Annotated in this window: 18 protein-coding genes; all 18 read left to right on the top strand. The window is 59.2% G+C overall.

Annotated elements, in window-relative coordinates; genetic code table 11:
* A partial coding sequence (locus tag QZ653_RS13890; RefSeq protein ID WP_296420920.1) for an NADH-quinone oxidoreductase subunit D occupies positions 1 to 1,214 on the top strand: 1,214 nt, incomplete at its 5' end.
* A 115-nt stretch (positions 1,215 to 1,329) separates the two neighbouring features.
* Positions 1,330 to 1,587: a hypothetical protein gene (locus QZ653_RS13885; RefSeq protein ID WP_296420918.1), complete on the top strand. Its 258-nt coding sequence runs from the start codon at positions 1,330 to 1,332 to the stop codon at positions 1,585 to 1,587.
* Positions 1,588 to 1,623: 36 nt separating this feature from the next.
* On the top strand, positions 1,624 to 2,814 hold the full coding sequence (locus QZ653_RS13880; protein ID WP_296420917.1) for an NADH-quinone oxidoreductase subunit E: 1,191 nt from the start codon (positions 1,624 to 1,626) through the stop codon (positions 2,812 to 2,814).
* Between the two features lie 165 nt (positions 2,815 to 2,979).
* Positions 2,980 to 3,795: an NADH:quinone oxidoreductase gene (locus tag QZ653_RS13875; protein ID WP_296420916.1), complete on the top strand. Its 816-nt coding sequence runs from the start codon at positions 2,980 to 2,982 to the stop codon at positions 3,793 to 3,795.
* Between the two features lie 86 nt (positions 3,796 to 3,881).
* Positions 3,882 to 4,100 carry a DUF5337 family protein gene (locus tag QZ653_RS13870; protein WP_296420915.1) on the top strand — a complete coding sequence of 73 codons (219 nt, stop codon included), beginning with the start codon at positions 3,882 to 3,884 and terminating at the stop codon, positions 4,098 to 4,100.
* 53 nt (positions 4,101 to 4,153) lie between these two features.
* Complete coding sequence (nuoF, locus tag QZ653_RS13865; RefSeq protein ID WP_296420913.1) at positions 4,154 to 5,431, top strand: NADH-quinone oxidoreductase subunit NuoF; 1,278 nt, start codon at positions 4,154 to 4,156, stop codon at positions 5,429 to 5,431.
* 65 nt (positions 5,432 to 5,496) lie between these two features.
* Complete coding sequence (locus QZ653_RS13860; RefSeq protein ID WP_296420911.1) at positions 5,497 to 5,727, top strand: hypothetical protein; 231 nt, start codon at positions 5,497 to 5,499, stop codon at positions 5,725 to 5,727.
* Positions 5,728 to 5,777: 50 nt separating this feature from the next.
* Positions 5,778 to 6,050: a hypothetical protein gene (locus QZ653_RS13855; RefSeq protein WP_296420910.1), complete on the top strand. Its 273-nt coding sequence runs from the start codon at positions 5,778 to 5,780 to the stop codon at positions 6,048 to 6,050.
* On the top strand, positions 6,050 to 6,496 hold the full coding sequence (locus QZ653_RS13850; protein ID WP_296420908.1) for a DUF3291 domain-containing protein: 447 nt from the start codon (positions 6,050 to 6,052) through the stop codon (positions 6,494 to 6,496). The genes QZ653_RS13855 and QZ653_RS13850 overlap by 1 nt, the downstream gene beginning before the upstream one ends.
* Positions 6,497 to 6,613: 117 nt before the next feature.
* Positions 6,614 to 7,009, top strand: a complete 396-nt coding sequence (locus tag QZ653_RS13845; protein ID WP_296420906.1) for a DUF5333 domain-containing protein — start codon at positions 6,614 to 6,616, stop codon at positions 7,007 to 7,009.
* Positions 7,010 to 7,208: 199 nt separating this feature from the next.
* Entirely contained in the window at positions 7,209 to 9,236 is a 2,028-nt protein-coding gene (gene nuoG / locus QZ653_RS13840; protein ID WP_296420903.1) for an NADH-quinone oxidoreductase subunit NuoG, read from the top strand.
* Between the two features lie 2 nt (positions 9,237 to 9,238).
* Positions 9,239 to 9,616, top strand: coding sequence for a hypothetical protein (locus QZ653_RS13835; protein WP_296420901.1), 378 nt, complete (start codon positions 9,239 to 9,241; stop codon positions 9,614 to 9,616).
* A 24-nt stretch (positions 9,617 to 9,640) separates the two neighbouring features.
* On the top strand, positions 9,641 to 10,681 hold the full coding sequence (gene nuoH / locus QZ653_RS13830) for an NADH-quinone oxidoreductase subunit NuoH (RefSeq protein WP_296420898.1): 1,041 nt from the start codon (positions 9,641 to 9,643) through the stop codon (positions 10,679 to 10,681).
* 1 nt (position 10,682) lies between these two features.
* Entirely contained in the window at positions 10,683 to 11,177 is a 495-nt protein-coding gene (gene nuoI / locus QZ653_RS13825; protein WP_296420897.1) for an NADH-quinone oxidoreductase subunit NuoI, read from the top strand.
* A complete protein-coding gene (locus QZ653_RS13820) occupies positions 11,174 to 11,584 on the top strand; it encodes a carboxymuconolactone decarboxylase family protein (protein ID WP_296420895.1) in 411 nt (136 codons plus the stop codon). The genes nuoI and QZ653_RS13820 overlap by 4 nt, the downstream gene beginning before the upstream one ends.
* Positions 11,581 to 12,186, top strand: a complete 606-nt coding sequence (locus QZ653_RS13815) for an NADH-quinone oxidoreductase subunit J (protein ID WP_296420892.1) — start codon at positions 11,581 to 11,583, stop codon at positions 12,184 to 12,186. Before QZ653_RS13820 ends, QZ653_RS13815 begins: the two co-directional genes overlap by 4 nt.
* Positions 12,187 to 12,188: 2 nt before the next feature.
* Positions 12,189 to 12,497 (top strand): NADH-quinone oxidoreductase subunit NuoK, encoded by a 309-nt coding sequence (gene nuoK / locus QZ653_RS13810; protein ID WP_296420890.1) that lies wholly within the window; start codon positions 12,189 to 12,191, stop codon positions 12,495 to 12,497.
* A gap of 5 nt (positions 12,498 to 12,502) precedes the next feature.
* A complete protein-coding gene (gene nuoL, locus QZ653_RS13805; RefSeq protein WP_296420888.1) occupies positions 12,503 to 14,644 on the top strand; it encodes an NADH-quinone oxidoreductase subunit L in 2,142 nt (713 codons plus the stop codon).
* Positions 14,645 to 14,722: the final 78 nt, after the last annotated feature.

The raw sequence follows: 14,722 nt of genomic DNA, 5'->3' as shown, positions 1-14,722 counted from the left end.
TGGACGGCACCAAAAACTTCGACGACGCTCTCACAGGCGAACAGCAGATCCGCAATTTTAACATTAACTTCGGGCCCCAGCACCCTGCGGCGCACGGGGTTTTGCGTCTTGTCCTCGAACTGGACGGCGAGATTGTCGAACGTTGCGACCCGCACATCGGTCTTTTGCACCGTGGCACCGAAAAGCTGATGGAATCGCGGACCTATCTGCAGAACCTGCCGTATTTCGACCGCCTCGATTACGTGTCGCCCATGAACCAGGAACACGCTTGGTGTCTGGCGATTGAAAAGCTGACCGGCACCGAAGTGCCCCGTCGTGCGTCCCTGATCCGCGTGCTGTATTCCGAGATTGGCCGCGTTCTCAACCACCTCATGAACATCTGTACCCAAGCCATGGACGTGGGCGCGTTGACGCCGATTTCCTGGGGCTTTGAGGAACGCGAAAAGCTGATGGTGTTTTACGAACGCGCCTGTGGTGCGCGTTTGCACGCCGCCTATTTCCGTCCCGGCGGGGTCCATCAGGACCTGCCCGACCAGCTGATCGAAGACATCGACACATGGGCGCAGGAATTCCTGCCGGTGGTCGATGACCTTGACGGGTTGCTGACCGAAAACCGCATTTTCAAACAGCGCAACGTCGATATCGGCATCGTGTCTGAAGAAGAAATTCAGGAGTGGGGGTTTTCCGGCGTGATGGTGCGCGGGTCTGGCCTTGCTTGGGATTTGCGCCGCAGCCAGCCCTATGAATGCTACGACGAATTCGATTTCCAGATCCCTGTGGGCAAGAACGGCGATTGCTATGACCGTTACCTGTGCCGGATGGAAGAAATGCGTCAGTCCACGTCGATCATCCGTCAGGCCTGCGAAAAGCTGCGCCATGAAAAGGGTGATGTGATGGCGCGGGGCAAGATGTCCCCGCCGACCCGTGGTGAGATGAAGACCTCGATGGAGGCTCTGATCCATCACTTCAAACTCTATACCGAAGGGTTCCACGTCCCCGCTGGTGAGGTTTACGCCTGCGTCGAAGCCCCCAAGGGCGAATTCGGCGTGTACCTTGTCGCCGATGGCACCAACAAACCCTACCGCGCCAAGCTGCGCGCGCCGGGGTATCTGCACTTGCAGGCGATGGACCATGTGGCGACCAAGCACCAGCTGGCCGATGTGGCCGCGATCATCGGGTCCCTTGATGTTGTGTTCGGGGAGATTGACCGTTGATTACCGTGGTCGGGATTGCGCCCGCTCTCCTTCTGGCGTCGGGATTGGGGCTTCATAGCTTGCCCATGTCGATGTTCATCGGCCTGACGGGGTTGGCTGTCGCGGGAGGACTATCATGATCCGCTTTGCGTGCGTTTTTGCCCTGATGGCCGCACCTGTGGTTGCCCAGACCGAGGATGAGGTCGCCGCCATGACCCGCGCCGTTGAAGAGGCGGGGTGTGTTGTGACGGCCGATAACGGCGATGCGGTGCAGGCCGCCTCCGGCCTTGATGCGGACCAGACCATGGCCGTCATCGCGCAGATGTATAACGATGGGCTTGTCGCGCTTCAGGCGGACGGGACCATGAAATTGACCAACGAGGTTTGCGGGTAGCGCAAACCGTCCGATCGACGACAGGACACCGACCCAATGCTCAGACGCCTCCACCTCGAACAGCCTGACAGCTTTGCCTTCACGCCTGACAATCAGGCATGGGCTGAAAAGCAGATGACAAAATACCCCGAGGGGCGTCAGGCCTCCGCGATTATCCCGCTTTTGTGGCGGGCGCAGGAACAAGAAGGCTGGTTGACCCGCCCGGCGATTGAAACGGTCGCGGAGATGTTGGGCCTGGCCTATATGCGCGCGCTGGAAGTGGCGTCGTTTTATTTCATGTTCCAGCTGCAGCCCGTGGGGTCTGTCGCGCATATTCAGGTTTGCGGCACGACGTCCTGCATGATCTGTGGCGCCGAAGATCTGGTTGCCGTCTGTCAGGAAAAGATTGCCCCCAACCCGCATGAGCTGTCCGCCGATGGCAAGATGTCGTGGGAAGAGGTCGAATGCCTCGGGTCTTGCGCCAACGCGCCCATGGCCCAGATCGGCAAGGATTATTACGAAGACCTGACCGCGGCCCGCATGGGCGAAATCATCGACGAATTGGCCGCAGGCAATGTGCCGCTGCCGGGACCGCAGAATGGCCGCTATGCGTCGGAACCCTTGAAGGGTCTGACCACGCTCACCGATTTTGACAGCGGCAAGAACCAATACAACGCCTCCGTGCAGTTGGCCCATGAAATTGGCGACACTGTGAAACGGATTGACGGCACGGAAGTGCCGTTGTTGGCCCCGTGGGGACAGGCGGCACCGACGACGAATGCCCCCGTGCAGGTCACAGGCGCGCCTGCCAATCAGCAAAAACCGGTGGCGAAACGCCCCGCCGTCAAAAAGGCCGTGGGCGATAAGACGCCTGGGCCGAAACCGGCGGCCAACAAACCTGCCAGCAAGGACGGAATCACCAAACAGCAGGCGAACGCCGACAGCGCGGCCAAGCCGCGTGGCAAATCCAACCCGCCTGCAACTGCGACCCCGACAGCCGGTGCTGAGAAGAAGCCGCGCACCATGACAGCCCCGCGCAAAGCAGGGGCCGATGATCTGAAACTGATCAGCGGGGTCGGCCCGAAACTGGAAGGCGTGCTGAACGACCTGGGCTTCTGGCATTTTGACCAGATTGCCAAATGGACCGATGCCGAGGTCGCATGGGTCGACAGCCGCTTGAAATTCAAGGGCCGGATCGCACGAGACAACTGGATCGCGCAAGCAACCGAACTTGCCTCCAAAGGGTAAAACCTGACCATGATGCGCCATTTAGGTGCCAATCGCCGCCCAAACGCCACATTTGGGCGGCTTTTGTCGTTTCTCCCCCTTATCAAGTGCGATTGTGCTGGCTAAGCTTTGCGTAATTCTGTCGCAGGTGCACCTGCGCTATGGAGAGAAAAGAAGGGTTTTGAAATGAAAGATACTGCACCGAAAAGCTATGGCGTCCTCGCTGTTGCAGCCTTGTTCGGCATTGTTGCCTTCGCTGTATCCTACCTCGTTCTGGATTTTGCCGGGTTTGCCGCATTTCTGATCGGGGCGATTGTGGCGATCATCACGGCGATTGTCCTCTGGCTTGGCTGGCGTGAACCTGCGGGCGGGCCAACCGGTCCGCGTGATCTGTCAGCGGATCGTGCCTCGACGTCCGGGTCGTCTGTGACGTCCGCGTCTCCCTCTCCCTCGGCAAGCGGGACTGCACCGGCGGCGGCCGCATCGGCGACCCCGTCGATGACGACAGCAGCCCCGGCCACTGCAACCCCTGCAGCAGTCGCGACCGCCCCTGCAGCAGCCCCCGTTGCAAAACCGGCGCCCAAACCGGCTGCAACACCTAAAGCCGCGCCCGCCGCGAAAGCAGCAGCGCCAGCCAAGGCCGCGGCGCCTGCGACACCCGCAGCCAAGCCCGCCACCAAGGCCGCACCGGCACGCAAACCCGTCGCCGCCGACGGCAAGCCTGAAATGTTGACCAAACCCCGTGGCGGAGCAGGCGATGACCTCAAACAGATCAAAGGTGTGGGGCCGAAGCTTGAAAACATGCTCAACACGATGGGCGTGTGGCATTTTGATCAGGTCGCCAGCTGGCGCAAAAAGGAAGTCGAATGGGTGGACCAGAACCTTGAAGGGTTCAAGGGACGTGTCAGCCGCGACGAATGGGTCAAACAGGCCAAAGTTCTCGCCAAAGGCGGCACAACCGAATTCTCGAACAAGGTCAAGAAGGGCGGCGTTTACGAATAACACTGCCCCGCCATTGCCGACAAAAAGGGCCGCGACATGACATCGCGGCCCTTTTCTTTTGCGCGCTCGCGCTGCAAAAGACCGTCATGAGCGACAACCGTAACACTGACACAGCCCGCCAGGGCCGGACCGCCGCCCTTGTGATTGCAGCCGGGGGCATCCTGGCCATCTTTGCGCCACAGCTCGCGCGGGCGTTTGGCGGTGGTGTGCGGTTGGAAATGCTCTTCTATCTCATCTCGCTTGCTGCGTTCATTTGGTCACTGGTCGTGACCTGGAACCTGTGGCAAAAGACCAAAGATAAATAAGACGTTGCCGCCGCCCGTTGCCAGGGCTGGGCAGAGAAAAGGGAACACGCGCGATGCTTGCTGATCAGGACCGCATTTTCACCAACCTTTACGGGATGCACGACCGTACGCTGGCAGGCGCGAAAAAGCGCGGCCACTGGGACGGAACCGCCAAGATCATCAAGAACGGGCGTGATTGGATCGTCGACCAGATGAAGGCGTCCGGTCTGCGCGGGCGCGGTGGTGCGGGTTTCCCGACCGGTCTGAAGTGGTCCTTCATGCCCAAGGAAAGCGACGGACGGCCTGCCTATCTGGTTGTGAACGCAGACGAATCTGAACCGGGCACCTGTAAGGACCGCGAGATCATGCGCCATGATCCGCATACGCTGATCGAAGGCTGCCTGATTGCGTCTTTCGCCATGAACGCCAACGCCTGCTATATCTACATCCGTGGCGAATACATCCGCGAAAAAGAGGCGCTGCAGGCGGCGATTGACGAGGCGTATGAGGCCGGTCTGGTCGGCAAGAACGCCTGCAAATCCGGTTGGGATTTCGAGATTTATCTGCACCACGGGGCAGGGGCGTACATCTGCGGCGAAGAAACCGCATTGATCGAATCCCTTGAGGGCAAAAAAGGCATGCCGCGCATGAAGCCGCCGTTTCCGGCCGGTGCGGGGCTTTATGGCTGCCCAACGACGGTGAACAATGTGGAATCCATTGCCGTGGTCCCGACAATCCTGCGGCGCGGGCCTGAATGGTTCAGCTCTTTCGGGCGTCCGAACAACGCAGGGACAAAACTTTTTGCGATTTCCGGTCATGTGAACAACCCCTGCGTGGTCGAAGAGGCCATGTCGATTTCGTTCGAAGAGTTGATCGAAAAACACTGTGGCGGTATTCGCGGCGGGTGGGACAACCTCAAGGCTGTAATCCCCGGCGGGTCATCCGTTCCGTGTGTGCGCGGTGAGAACATGCGCGATGCGGTGATGGATTTTGATGCGCTGAAGGAAAAGGGGTCGTCCCTTGGCACCGCAGCGGTCATCGTGATGGACCAGTCCACCGACATCATCAAAGCGATCTGGCGGCTGTCCAAGTTCTACAAGCACGAATCCTGCGGCCAGTGCACGCCTTGTCGCGAAGGCACGGGCTGGATGATGCGCGTGATGGACCGTCTGGTGAAGGGCAATGCGTCGGTCGAGGAAATCGACATGCTTTTGGATGTGACCAAACAGGTCGAGGGCCACACCATCTGTGCGTTGGGCGATGCGGCGGCTTGGCCGATCCAGGGCCTGATCAAGAACTTCCGCGACGAAATCGAAGACCGGATTAAAACGGCGCGCATCGCGGCGGAGTGACAAAATTCGCGAATTTTGTCGGGCGGTCTGAAAATTAGGCTCCGTAGTCGCGCAGGAAGGCGAAGATGAAACACGTTCTGGATGGTATCGCATCGTTTCTGGCGGCCTTGGCGACTGTCATTATTTGCGGCCTGCCGTCCTATTTCACCTACCGCGCGATCGAGGTCGGGGCCGCACCGACGTGGGCCTGGGCGGCCATTGTGGCTCTTGCGGGTGTCGGGCTGTTGATGGCGGTCGCCTTTTTGGGCAAAGCCGTCAACGGCATCGCCCCGTCCCGGGAGCGCAGACGCAGATAGACAGCGTGCCAGCGTCGGTCTACGGTTTTGCCGACGACGAAAGGGCAGGCATGGATTTCAATGATTTTTTCGGCCCCACCGGAACCGAGGGCACGCGCGGGATGCGGATCGCGACCGGTTTGCTGGGCGCTGTGGCCGGTGGTGCTGTGGGGTGGGGCAGCGCTGTACTGCTTGAGGCGTCTTCGGTTGCATGGGGCGTGATCGGCACCCTGCTGGGCGGGTTCTTCGGGGCAGCATTCTCGTTTGCGATCATCGTAGGATTGTTGATGGGTCTTGGCGTGGTCCTGTTCGTCGTGGCATCCCTTTATCTTGGGGGCAGTTGATGCATCTGGCCGAACTCAATATCGGGCGCCTTCTGGCCCCCACGGACGATCCGCGTGTCGCGGAATTCATGGCCAATCTCGACCGGATCAACGGCATGGGCAAACGCATGCCCGGATTTGTCTGGATGTCCGAAGGCGATGATCCAAGCGCGGGTAACACAGAAAACCACATCGGGGATGACCCGCAACTTGTGTTCAATCTGACCGTCTGGGAGGATTTGGCTTCGCTTGAGACCTTTGTCTACAAGACCCTGCACGCCAAATTTATGGACCGTAAAACCGAATGGTTTGAGGTTCTGGACCAGCAGCATTTCGTCATGTGGTGGATCGACGAGGGGCACCGGCCCAGCCGTGAAGAGGCCCTGGCCCGTCTGGAGGATTTGCGCCGGAACGGCCCGTCCGATCGTGCCTTCGGCTGGGATGACATCCGCGCGGGGCGGGTGTGAAAATTTCCGCCGATGGAAACGCCTATCAGCCGCCTGCTATTGAATAGCACCCTGACATGGAACACATCTAACCCGAACGCTGCGGCCCGGTCCGTGGCCAGAATTTGGAGTGAGCAGATGAAGTTTTTGACCCCCCTCGTATTGAGTGCCGCGCTGACGGCGACCGGTGCTCAGGCGCAAGGGTTTCCGGGTGATGTCACCCGAGTGACCGAAGGATTGATCGCCGCAGGCATGGCAATCGAACTTGGCGACAAATGCGACGATGTTCGCGTGCGCTACATTCGTGGCATTAACTTTCTGCAAAGCCTCAAGGGGATTTTGCAGGACGAAGGATTTTCGAACGCACAGATCGACGCCTACATCGACAATGACGCCGAAAAGGACCGGCTTGAAGCCATCGCGCGCGGACGTCTGGCGGACCTTGGTGTCGTAACGTCGGATGCTGCAACCTATTGCACGGTCGCCCGTGGACAGATCGCGCAGGACACGCAGGTGGGCCAGCTGTTGCGCTAGCGCCTTCGGGCCGTACCACGCCCTGCAGACACGCAGCCGGACCGCGGAGGAAATCCGCGTTCCGGCTGCGGCTTTTTCGACACTAGAAAATTGGCATTCGCGCTGGCATTGCCCCGCGTCCCACGTTAGAACGCGCTCATCTTCGGCCCTTGCCAAGGGCTTATGGATAAAGAGCCATACGGGAACAGGGACGCGACCCATGTCAGACGCACAGGCTGATCTGCGAAAGATCATCATCGACGACAACGAAGTTGAAGTGCCGGGCGCGATGACGCTCATTCAGGCCTGCGAAGAGGCCGGCATCGAAATCCCCCGGTTCTGTTACCATGAACGTCTGTCCATCGCGGGCAACTGCCGGATGTGTCTGGTTGAGGTCGTGGGCGGCCCGCCCAAGCCCGCAGCCTCCTGTGCGATGCAGGTGCGCGATCTGCGCCCCGGCCCCGAAGGCCAGCCGCCGGTGGTGAAAACCAACAGCCCCATGGTCAAGAAGGCCCGTGAGGGCGTGATGGAATTCCTGCTGATCAACCACCCGCTGGATTGCCCGATCTGCGATCAGGGGGGCGAATGTGATCTGCAGGATCAGGCCATGGCCTACGGCGTCGATTTCTCGCGCTACCGCGAACCCAAACGTGCGGCCACCGACCTCGATCTTGGCCCTCTGGTCGAAACCCACATGACGCGCTGCATTTCGTGCACCCGTTGTGTGCGCTTCACGACCGAGGTCGCCGGTATTTCCCAGATGGGCCAGACGGGCCGTGGGGAAGACAGCGAGATCACCAGCTATCTGGGTGAAACACTCGATTCGAATATGCAGGGCAACATCATTGACCTGTGCCCCGTGGGCGCGCTGGTGTCCAAACCCTATGCCTTCACCGCCCGTCCATGGGAGTTGACCAAAACCGAATCCATCGACGTGATGGATGCGTTGGGGTCCAACATCCGCGTTGACACCAAGGGCCGCGAAGTGATGCGGTTCTTGCCGCGCAACCATGACGGCGTGAACGAGGAATGGATTTCCGACAAGACGCGCTTTGTCTGGGATGGTCTGCGCCGTCAGCGTCTGGACACACCTTACATCCGTGAAAACGGCAAGCTGCGCAAAGCGGGCTGGGACGAAGCCCTGACCGCCGCTGCCGCTGCCATGAAGGGCAAGAAGACTGTCGGTCTGGTCGGTGATCTGGCCTCGACCGAGGCTGCGTTCTCCCTCAAGTCCTTGATTGAAGGGCAGGGCGGTGTCGTCGAATGCCGTGTGGACAATGCCAAACTGCCAGCCGGTAATCGTTCTGGCTATGTGGGCAATGCGACGGTCGAGGAAATCGACGATGCGCAGATGATCCTGCTGATCGGCACCAATCCCGAGGTTGAGGCCCCCGTTCTCAACGCGCGCATCCGTAAAGCGTGGCTCAAGGGTGCGAAGGTTGCCGTGATCGGTGAGGCGATTGATCTGTCTTACGACTATATGCACCTTGGCACAGATCGTGAGGCGCTGGCCGCACTGGCCAAGATGGACCATTCCGACAAGGACGGTGTCCGTGGTGTGATGATCCTCGGCATGGGGGCCCTGACGGAGGCCGATGGCGACGCCGTTCTTGGCACCGCCATGGCCACGGCTGAGGCCGGATCGTCCAAGTTCATGGTTCTGCACACCGCCGCTGGCCGTGTGGGCGCGATGGATGTGGATGCCACGAATGAGGCCGGCATGAAGGCTGTCGAGGACGCCGAGGTCATCTACAACCTTGGTGCCGACGAAGTCGAAATCGCCGATGGTCCGTTTGTGATCTACCAGGGCTCCCACGGGGATCGGGGGGCGCACCGCGCCGACATCATCCTGCCCGGTGCGGCCTACACCGAAGAAAACGCGCTGTTCGTGAACACCGAAGGCCGCCCACAGCTGGCCATGCGCGCCAGCTTTGCGCCCGGTGAGGCCAAGGAAAACTGGGCCATCCTGCGCGCGCTGTCCGCTGAACTGGACGCCAAACAGGATTGGGACAGCTTGGCTGGCCTGCGTCAGGCCATGGTTGCCGCCCACCCGCATCTGGCACAGATTGATGAGGTTGCGGACAATGCTTGGACGCCCGTGAAGCCCGGCAAGCTGGGCAAAGCGACGTTCAAGACAGCGATCAAGGATTTCTACCTGACGAACCCGATTGCACGCGCCAGCCAGCTGATGGCCGAACTCAGCGCGAATGCGAAAAAGCGCGCCGAAGCGCCGATTGCTGCGGAGTAAAAATGCGGCACTGCGCCCTCATAGGTCTTGCGGCGCTTGCCGCCTGTGACGCGCCACCGGTGGCGGAGGGGGCCGTCCGGTATGACGGGGTTGAGACCCGCCTGCTTGAGGGTGATTTGGTCAACTTCCGCGTCACGGTCGCCAATGCGGCGGACGAGGATGCGGTGGCTGACTACGCGAAATGTGCGGCTGCACAATATGCGCTGATCCGGGGGTATGGATTTGCGCGAAATGTGCGGACGATTGTGAACGAAGAGGGTGGCATTTGGACGGGGGATGCTGTTTACACCATCTCGCCTGCCTTGCCACGTGGGCTAAGAACGATAGACGCCGAAGTCACGGTGGCCGATTGCGCCGCGCGTGACATTCCGACCGTCTAGGGCCGTAGGGCTGAGGGAACAGATATGGTTGAATTCTTCACCAACACCAATCTTGGGATTGTATTGACGATCCTCGGGCAATGCCTGTTGATCTTGATCCCGCTGTTGGTCGCTTTGGCCTTCTTGATGTACGCCGACCGTAAGGTCTGGGCGGCGGTGCAGATGCGTAAAGGCCCCAACGTGGTCGGCGCCTTCGGCCTGCTGCAGTCCTTTGCGGATTTCATCAAATATATCGTTAAGGAAGTCGTTGTTCCGGCTGGTGCCGACAAGGGGGTTTTCTTCCTCGCCCCCCTTATTTCCTTCGTTCTGGCGGTCATCGCATGGGCGGTGATCCCGTTCAACGAAGGCTGGGTGATGTCCGACATCAACGTGGCCATTTTGTATGTCTTCGCGGTGTCCTCATTGGAGGTTTACGGCGTGATCATGGGCGGCTGGGCGTCGAACTCCAAATACCCGTTCCTTGGGTCTTTGCGGTCCGCCGCGCAGATGATTTCTTATGAAGTCTCGCTGGGTCTGATCATCATCGGTGTGATCATCTCAACCGGGTCGATGAACTTCGGGGATATCGTGGCCGCACAGGATGGCGACTATGGCCTGTTGCACTGGTACTTCATCCCGCACTTCCCGATGCTGTTCCTGTTCTTCATCTCCGCCTTGGCAGAAACCAACCGTCCGCCGTTCGACCTGCCTGAGGCTGAATCCGAACTGGTTGCAGGTTATCAGGTTGAATACTCCTCCACCCCGTTCCTGTTGTTCATGATCGGCGAGTTGATGGCCGTGGTGCTGATGTGTGCGCTGGTGTCGCTGCTGTTCTTGGGCGGCTGGTTGTCGCCGGTGGGCTTCTTGCCCGATGGCATCGGCTGGTTCGTCCTGAAGATGGCGCTGTGTTTCTTCGTCTTCGCCATGGTCAAAGCCATCGTGCCCCGTTTCCGCTACGACCAACTGATGCGGATCGGTTGGAAAGTGTTCCTGCCGCTGTCCCTGTTCTGGGTCGTGCTGGTGGCATTCCTTGCAAAATTCGAAGTCGCTGGCGGCTTCTGGGCCCGCTGGGCGATTGGAGGCTGATATGACACAGATCGACTACACCCGCGCGGCGAAGTATTTTCTGCTGCAAGACATCTTCAAGGGCTTCAAGCTGGGGTTCAAATATTTCTTCAGCCCCAAAGCCACGGTGAACTACCCGCATGAAAAGGGGCCGCTGAGCCCGCGTTTTCGCGGCGAACACGCCCTGCGGCGCTATCCCAACGGCGAAGAACGCTGCATTGCGTGCAAATTGTGCGAGGCTGTTTGCCCCGCACAGGCGATCACGATTGACGCCGAACCGCGCATTGACGGATCCCGCCGGACAACGCGTTATGACATCGACATGACGAAATGCATCTACTGCGGCTTCTGCCAAGAGGCGTGCCCCGTCGATGCCATCGTCGAAGGCCCGAACTTCGAATTCTCCACCGAGACACGGGAAGAATTGTTCTACGACAAGGAAAAACTCCTCGACAATGGCGACCGCTGGGAAGCCGAGATTGCCCGCAACCTCGAAATCGACGCGCCTTACCGATGAGCGATCAAAACAACCCTTTCGACGCCTGGATGAAGGCCGGACAGGACTGGGCCAAGGGCCTCAGCCCCGAATTTGCCGACGTGATGGCAAAATCCATGAAGGGGTTCGAAGACCTGATGCCCACGATGCCCGCCGACTTGATGGAGGCGTTCATGGGCAAGACGATGAACCCCGAAGGGCTGGACGCCAAGACGCGGCTTTTGCTGACCTTGCAGGGCCTTGTTTTTCAAGGCGGACTGGCCGAACCGCAGATCAAGCTGACGATCCGTCACGCGCTTGAGGCCGGGGCCACGCAAATCGAAATCACCGAAACCATCGCATTGGCCGGCATGTTCGGCGGTGCGGCGGGAATGCCCAAGGCGCTGGAACTCGCGTCAGAGGTTTTCAAGAAGGACCAAGACACATGACCCCAGTTGTCATTGCTTTCTACATATTCGCGACAACAACCCTTTTGGGCGGCCTGATGACCGTTGTCAGCCGCAACCCCGTGCATTCGGTGCTGTGGTTGATCTTGGCGTTCCTCAGCTCTGCGGGTTTGTTCGTGATGCTGGGGGCGGAACTGCTCGCGATGCTGTTGATGATCGTCTACGTAGGCGCCGTCGCGGTGTTGTTCCTGTTCGTCGTGATGATGCTGGACGTGGATTTCGCCGAACTGAAGGCGGAGATGGCGAAATACATGCCACTGGCGTTGATGATCGGCGTGATCTTGTTGATGCAGCTGGCGCTGGCCTTTGGGGTCTGGGGCTTTTCGGAAGGTGTGGATACACGCATCGCCCAGCCGATTGAGGATGTGGAAAACACCAAGGCGCTGGGGCTGGTGCTTTATGACCAGTACTTCCTGTTGTTTCAGTTGGCGGGCCTGATCCTGCTGGTCGCCATGATCGGTGCGATTGTTCTGACATTGCGTCACCGCACAGATGTGAAACGCCAAAACGTGATGGAACAGATGATGCGCGATCCGGCGAAGGCCATGGAACTCAAAGACGTGAAACCGGGGCAGGGACTGTAAAAATGGTTATTGGACTTGAACATTACCTGACCGTCGCGGCGGCCCTGTTTGTCATCGGCATTTTCGGGCTGTTTCTGAACCGCAAGAACGTGATCATCCTGTTGATGAGCATCGAATTGATGCTGCTGGCGGTCAACATCAATCTGGTCGCGTTCTCCAGCTTCTTGGGCGATCTTGTTGGGCAGGTGTTTACCCTTTTTGTGCTGACAGTTGCCGCCGCCGAGGCCGCCATCGGCCTTGCCATTCTTGTTTGTTTCTTCCGCAACCGCGGCACGATCGACGTTGAAGATGTCAACGTCATGAAAGGCTAAGACCCATGGAACAGATCATCCTCTTTGCCCCGCTGGTCGGTGCCCTTCTGGGCGGCTTTGGCTGGAAAATCATGGGCGAGACGGCGGCGCAGTGGCTGACGACATCGCTGTTGTTTCTCGCCGCGATCCTGTCTTGGGTCATTTTCCTGACCTTCGATCCGTCGGCCCATGCAAACGGGTACTACACGGTCGAGATCATGCGCTGGATCCAGTCCGGCACGCTGGACACATCCTGGGCCATCCGGATGGACCGTCTGACGGCGATCATGTTGGTGGTGATCAACACGGTGTCGGCCTTGGTGCACCTGTATTCCTTTGGCTACATGGCGCACGACGAAAACTTTCCGAACACCGCCTATAAGGCACGGTTCTTTGCCTATCTGTCCTTCTTCACCTTCGCGATGCTGATGCTGGTGACGGCGGACAACCTTGTGCAGATGTTCTTTGGCTGGGAAGGCGTGGGCGTCGCGTCTTATTTGCTGATCGGGTTTTACTACAAAAAACCCTCTGCCAATGCCGCCGCGATCAAGGCATTTGTGGTCAACCGTGTCGGTGATTTCGGCTTTGCGCTTGGTATCTTCGCGATCTTCTACATGACCGGATCGATCAATTTCGATGTGATCTTCGGTGAGGCTGAAACCATCGCCAATTCCACGCTCACCTTCCTGTGGCGCGACTGGAATGCGGCTGAGGTGATTGCCGTGCTGCTGTTCATCGGTGCCATGGGTAAATCCGCACAGTTGATGTTGCACACATGGCTGCCCGACGCGATGGAGGGCCCGACGCCTGTGTCCGCCCTGATCCACGCGGCGACCATGGTGACGGCGGGTGTCTTCCTTGTCTGCCGCATGTCGCCCATCATGGAATTTGCGCCGTCGGCCACCGGTTTTGTCGTCTTCTTGGGGGCCACGACCGCGTTCTTCGCAGCGACCGTGGGCCTTGTGCAGAACGACATCAAACGTGTCATCGCTTATTCGACCTGTTCGCAGCTGGGTTATATGTTCGTGGCCGCTGGCATCGGTGTCTATTCCGTGGCCATGTTCCACCTGCTGACACACGCGTTCTTCAAGGCGATGTTGTTCTTGGGCGCGGGGTCCGTGATCCACGGGATGCACCACGAACAGGACATGCGGAACTATGGCGGGTTGCGTCATAAGCTGCCCTATACCTATTGGGCGATGATGATCGGCACTTTGGCGATCACCGGCGTGGGTATTCCGCTTTTGTACCTTGGTTTCCCTGTGGGCTTCGCAGGTTTCGTGTCCAAAGATGCGATCATTGAAAGCGCCTTTGCGGCGGGTCAGGGCTATGCCTTCTGGCTGCTTGTGATCTCTGCACTGTTCACCAGCTTCTACAGCTGGCGCCTGATGTTCCTGACGTTCTTTGGCGAACCACGGGGCGACAAGCACACACATGAACATGCCCATGAATCCCCCAAAGTCATGCTGGCACCGCTGGCGATTTTGGCGGTGGGTGCGATCTTTGCCGGAATGGTCTTTTACAAGCCCTTCTTCGGGAACGCGAAATACGTGGCCACATATTTCGGCACGGAATACGCAGCCCTCGATGATCACGCCGAAGAGCCGCAGGCCGAGGGTGCGGAAAACCACGGCGACGAAGATCACAACGACGAAGCCAACGGCTACGACGCGGCGGAAAAATCCTATGACACGCACTATGCCTTTGCGGGTGAGCCGGGGCAGGGCGCGATCTATGTGTCGCCCGACAACACCACATTGGACGACGCGCACTCCGTGCCGACCTGGGTGAAACTCGCCCCGTTCTTTGCGATGCTGCTGGGCTTTGTGACCGCCTATATCTTCTACATCCGCAAGCCGGAGCTGCCCAAGCAGTTGGCCCAGCAACAGGCACCGCTGTACAATTTCCTGCTGAACAAGTGGTACTTTGATGAACTGTACAACGCGGTCTTCGTGCAGCCTGCCAAATCCATTGGACGTTTCTTGTGGAAGCGCGGGGATGGCGATGTCATCGACGGTGGTATCAACGGGGTCGCCATGGGCATTATCCCGATGCTGACCCGTCTGGCCGGGCGCGCGCAGTCTGGCTACGTCTTCACCTACGCATTCGCCATGGTGATCGGGATCGCGGTGATCCTGACCTACTTCACGATCTTCGGGGGCTACTAAGATGGACAACCTTCTGTCGATCACGACATTCATTCCTGCCATCGCGGCGGCCATTCTGGCCCTGTTCCTGCGCGGCGA

The organism is Pseudooctadecabacter sp. (genome assembly GCF_020627745.1).
Taxonomy (GTDB): domain Bacteria; phylum Pseudomonadota; class Alphaproteobacteria; order Rhodobacterales; family Rhodobacteraceae; genus Octadecabacter.
Note: the sequence above shows the minus strand (reverse complement) of the source record. Positions and strands in the feature narration are given on the sequence as shown.

Bases quoted from the DNA above. Each gene is read 5' to 3' on its own strand.
- QZ653_RS13855 (WP_296420910.1), top strand. From the start codon at position 5,778: ATGGATTTCAATGATTTTTTCGGCCCCACCGGAACCGAGGGCACGCGC.
- QZ653_RS13820 (WP_296420895.1), top strand. From the start codon at position 11,174: ATGAGCGATCAAAACAACCCTTTCGACGCCTGGATGAAGGCCGGACAG.
- QZ653_RS13845 (WP_296420906.1), top strand. From the start codon at position 6,614: ATGAAGTTTTTGACCCCCCTCGTATTGAGTGCCGCGCTGACGGCGACC.
- QZ653_RS13880 (WP_296420917.1), top strand. From the start codon at position 1,624: ATGCTCAGACGCCTCCACCTCGAACAGCCTGACAGCTTTGCCTTCACG.
- QZ653_RS13835 (WP_296420901.1), top strand. From the start codon at position 9,239: ATGCGGCACTGCGCCCTCATAGGTCTTGCGGCGCTTGCCGCCTGTGAC.
- QZ653_RS13875 (WP_296420916.1), top strand. From the start codon at position 2,980: ATGAAAGATACTGCACCGAAAAGCTATGGCGTCCTCGCTGTTGCAGCC.
- QZ653_RS13885 (WP_296420918.1), top strand. From the start codon at position 1,330: ATGATCCGCTTTGCGTGCGTTTTTGCCCTGATGGCCGCACCTGTGGTT.
- nuoL (WP_296420888.1), top strand. From the start codon at position 12,503: ATGGAACAGATCATCCTCTTTGCCCCGCTGGTCGGTGCCCTTCTGGGC.
- nuoG (WP_296420903.1), top strand. From the start codon at position 7,209: ATGTCAGACGCACAGGCTGATCTGCGAAAGATCATCATCGACGACAAC.
- nuoH (WP_296420898.1), top strand. From the start codon at position 9,641: ATGGTTGAATTCTTCACCAACACCAATCTTGGGATTGTATTGACGATC.
- QZ653_RS13870 (WP_296420915.1), top strand. From the start codon at position 3,882: ATGAGCGACAACCGTAACACTGACACAGCCCGCCAGGGCCGGACCGCC.
- QZ653_RS13850 (WP_296420908.1), top strand. From the start codon at position 6,050: ATGCATCTGGCCGAACTCAATATCGGGCGCCTTCTGGCCCCCACGGAC.
- QZ653_RS13860 (WP_296420911.1), top strand. From the start codon at position 5,497: ATGAAACACGTTCTGGATGGTATCGCATCGTTTCTGGCGGCCTTGGCG.
- nuoF (WP_296420913.1), top strand. From the start codon at position 4,154: ATGCTTGCTGATCAGGACCGCATTTTCACCAACCTTTACGGGATGCAC.
- nuoI (WP_296420897.1), top strand. From the start codon at position 10,683: ATGACACAGATCGACTACACCCGCGCGGCGAAGTATTTTCTGCTGCAA.
- nuoK (WP_296420890.1), top strand. From the start codon at position 12,189: ATGGTTATTGGACTTGAACATTACCTGACCGTCGCGGCGGCCCTGTTT.
- QZ653_RS13815 (WP_296420892.1), top strand. From the start codon at position 11,581: ATGACCCCAGTTGTCATTGCTTTCTACATATTCGCGACAACAACCCTT.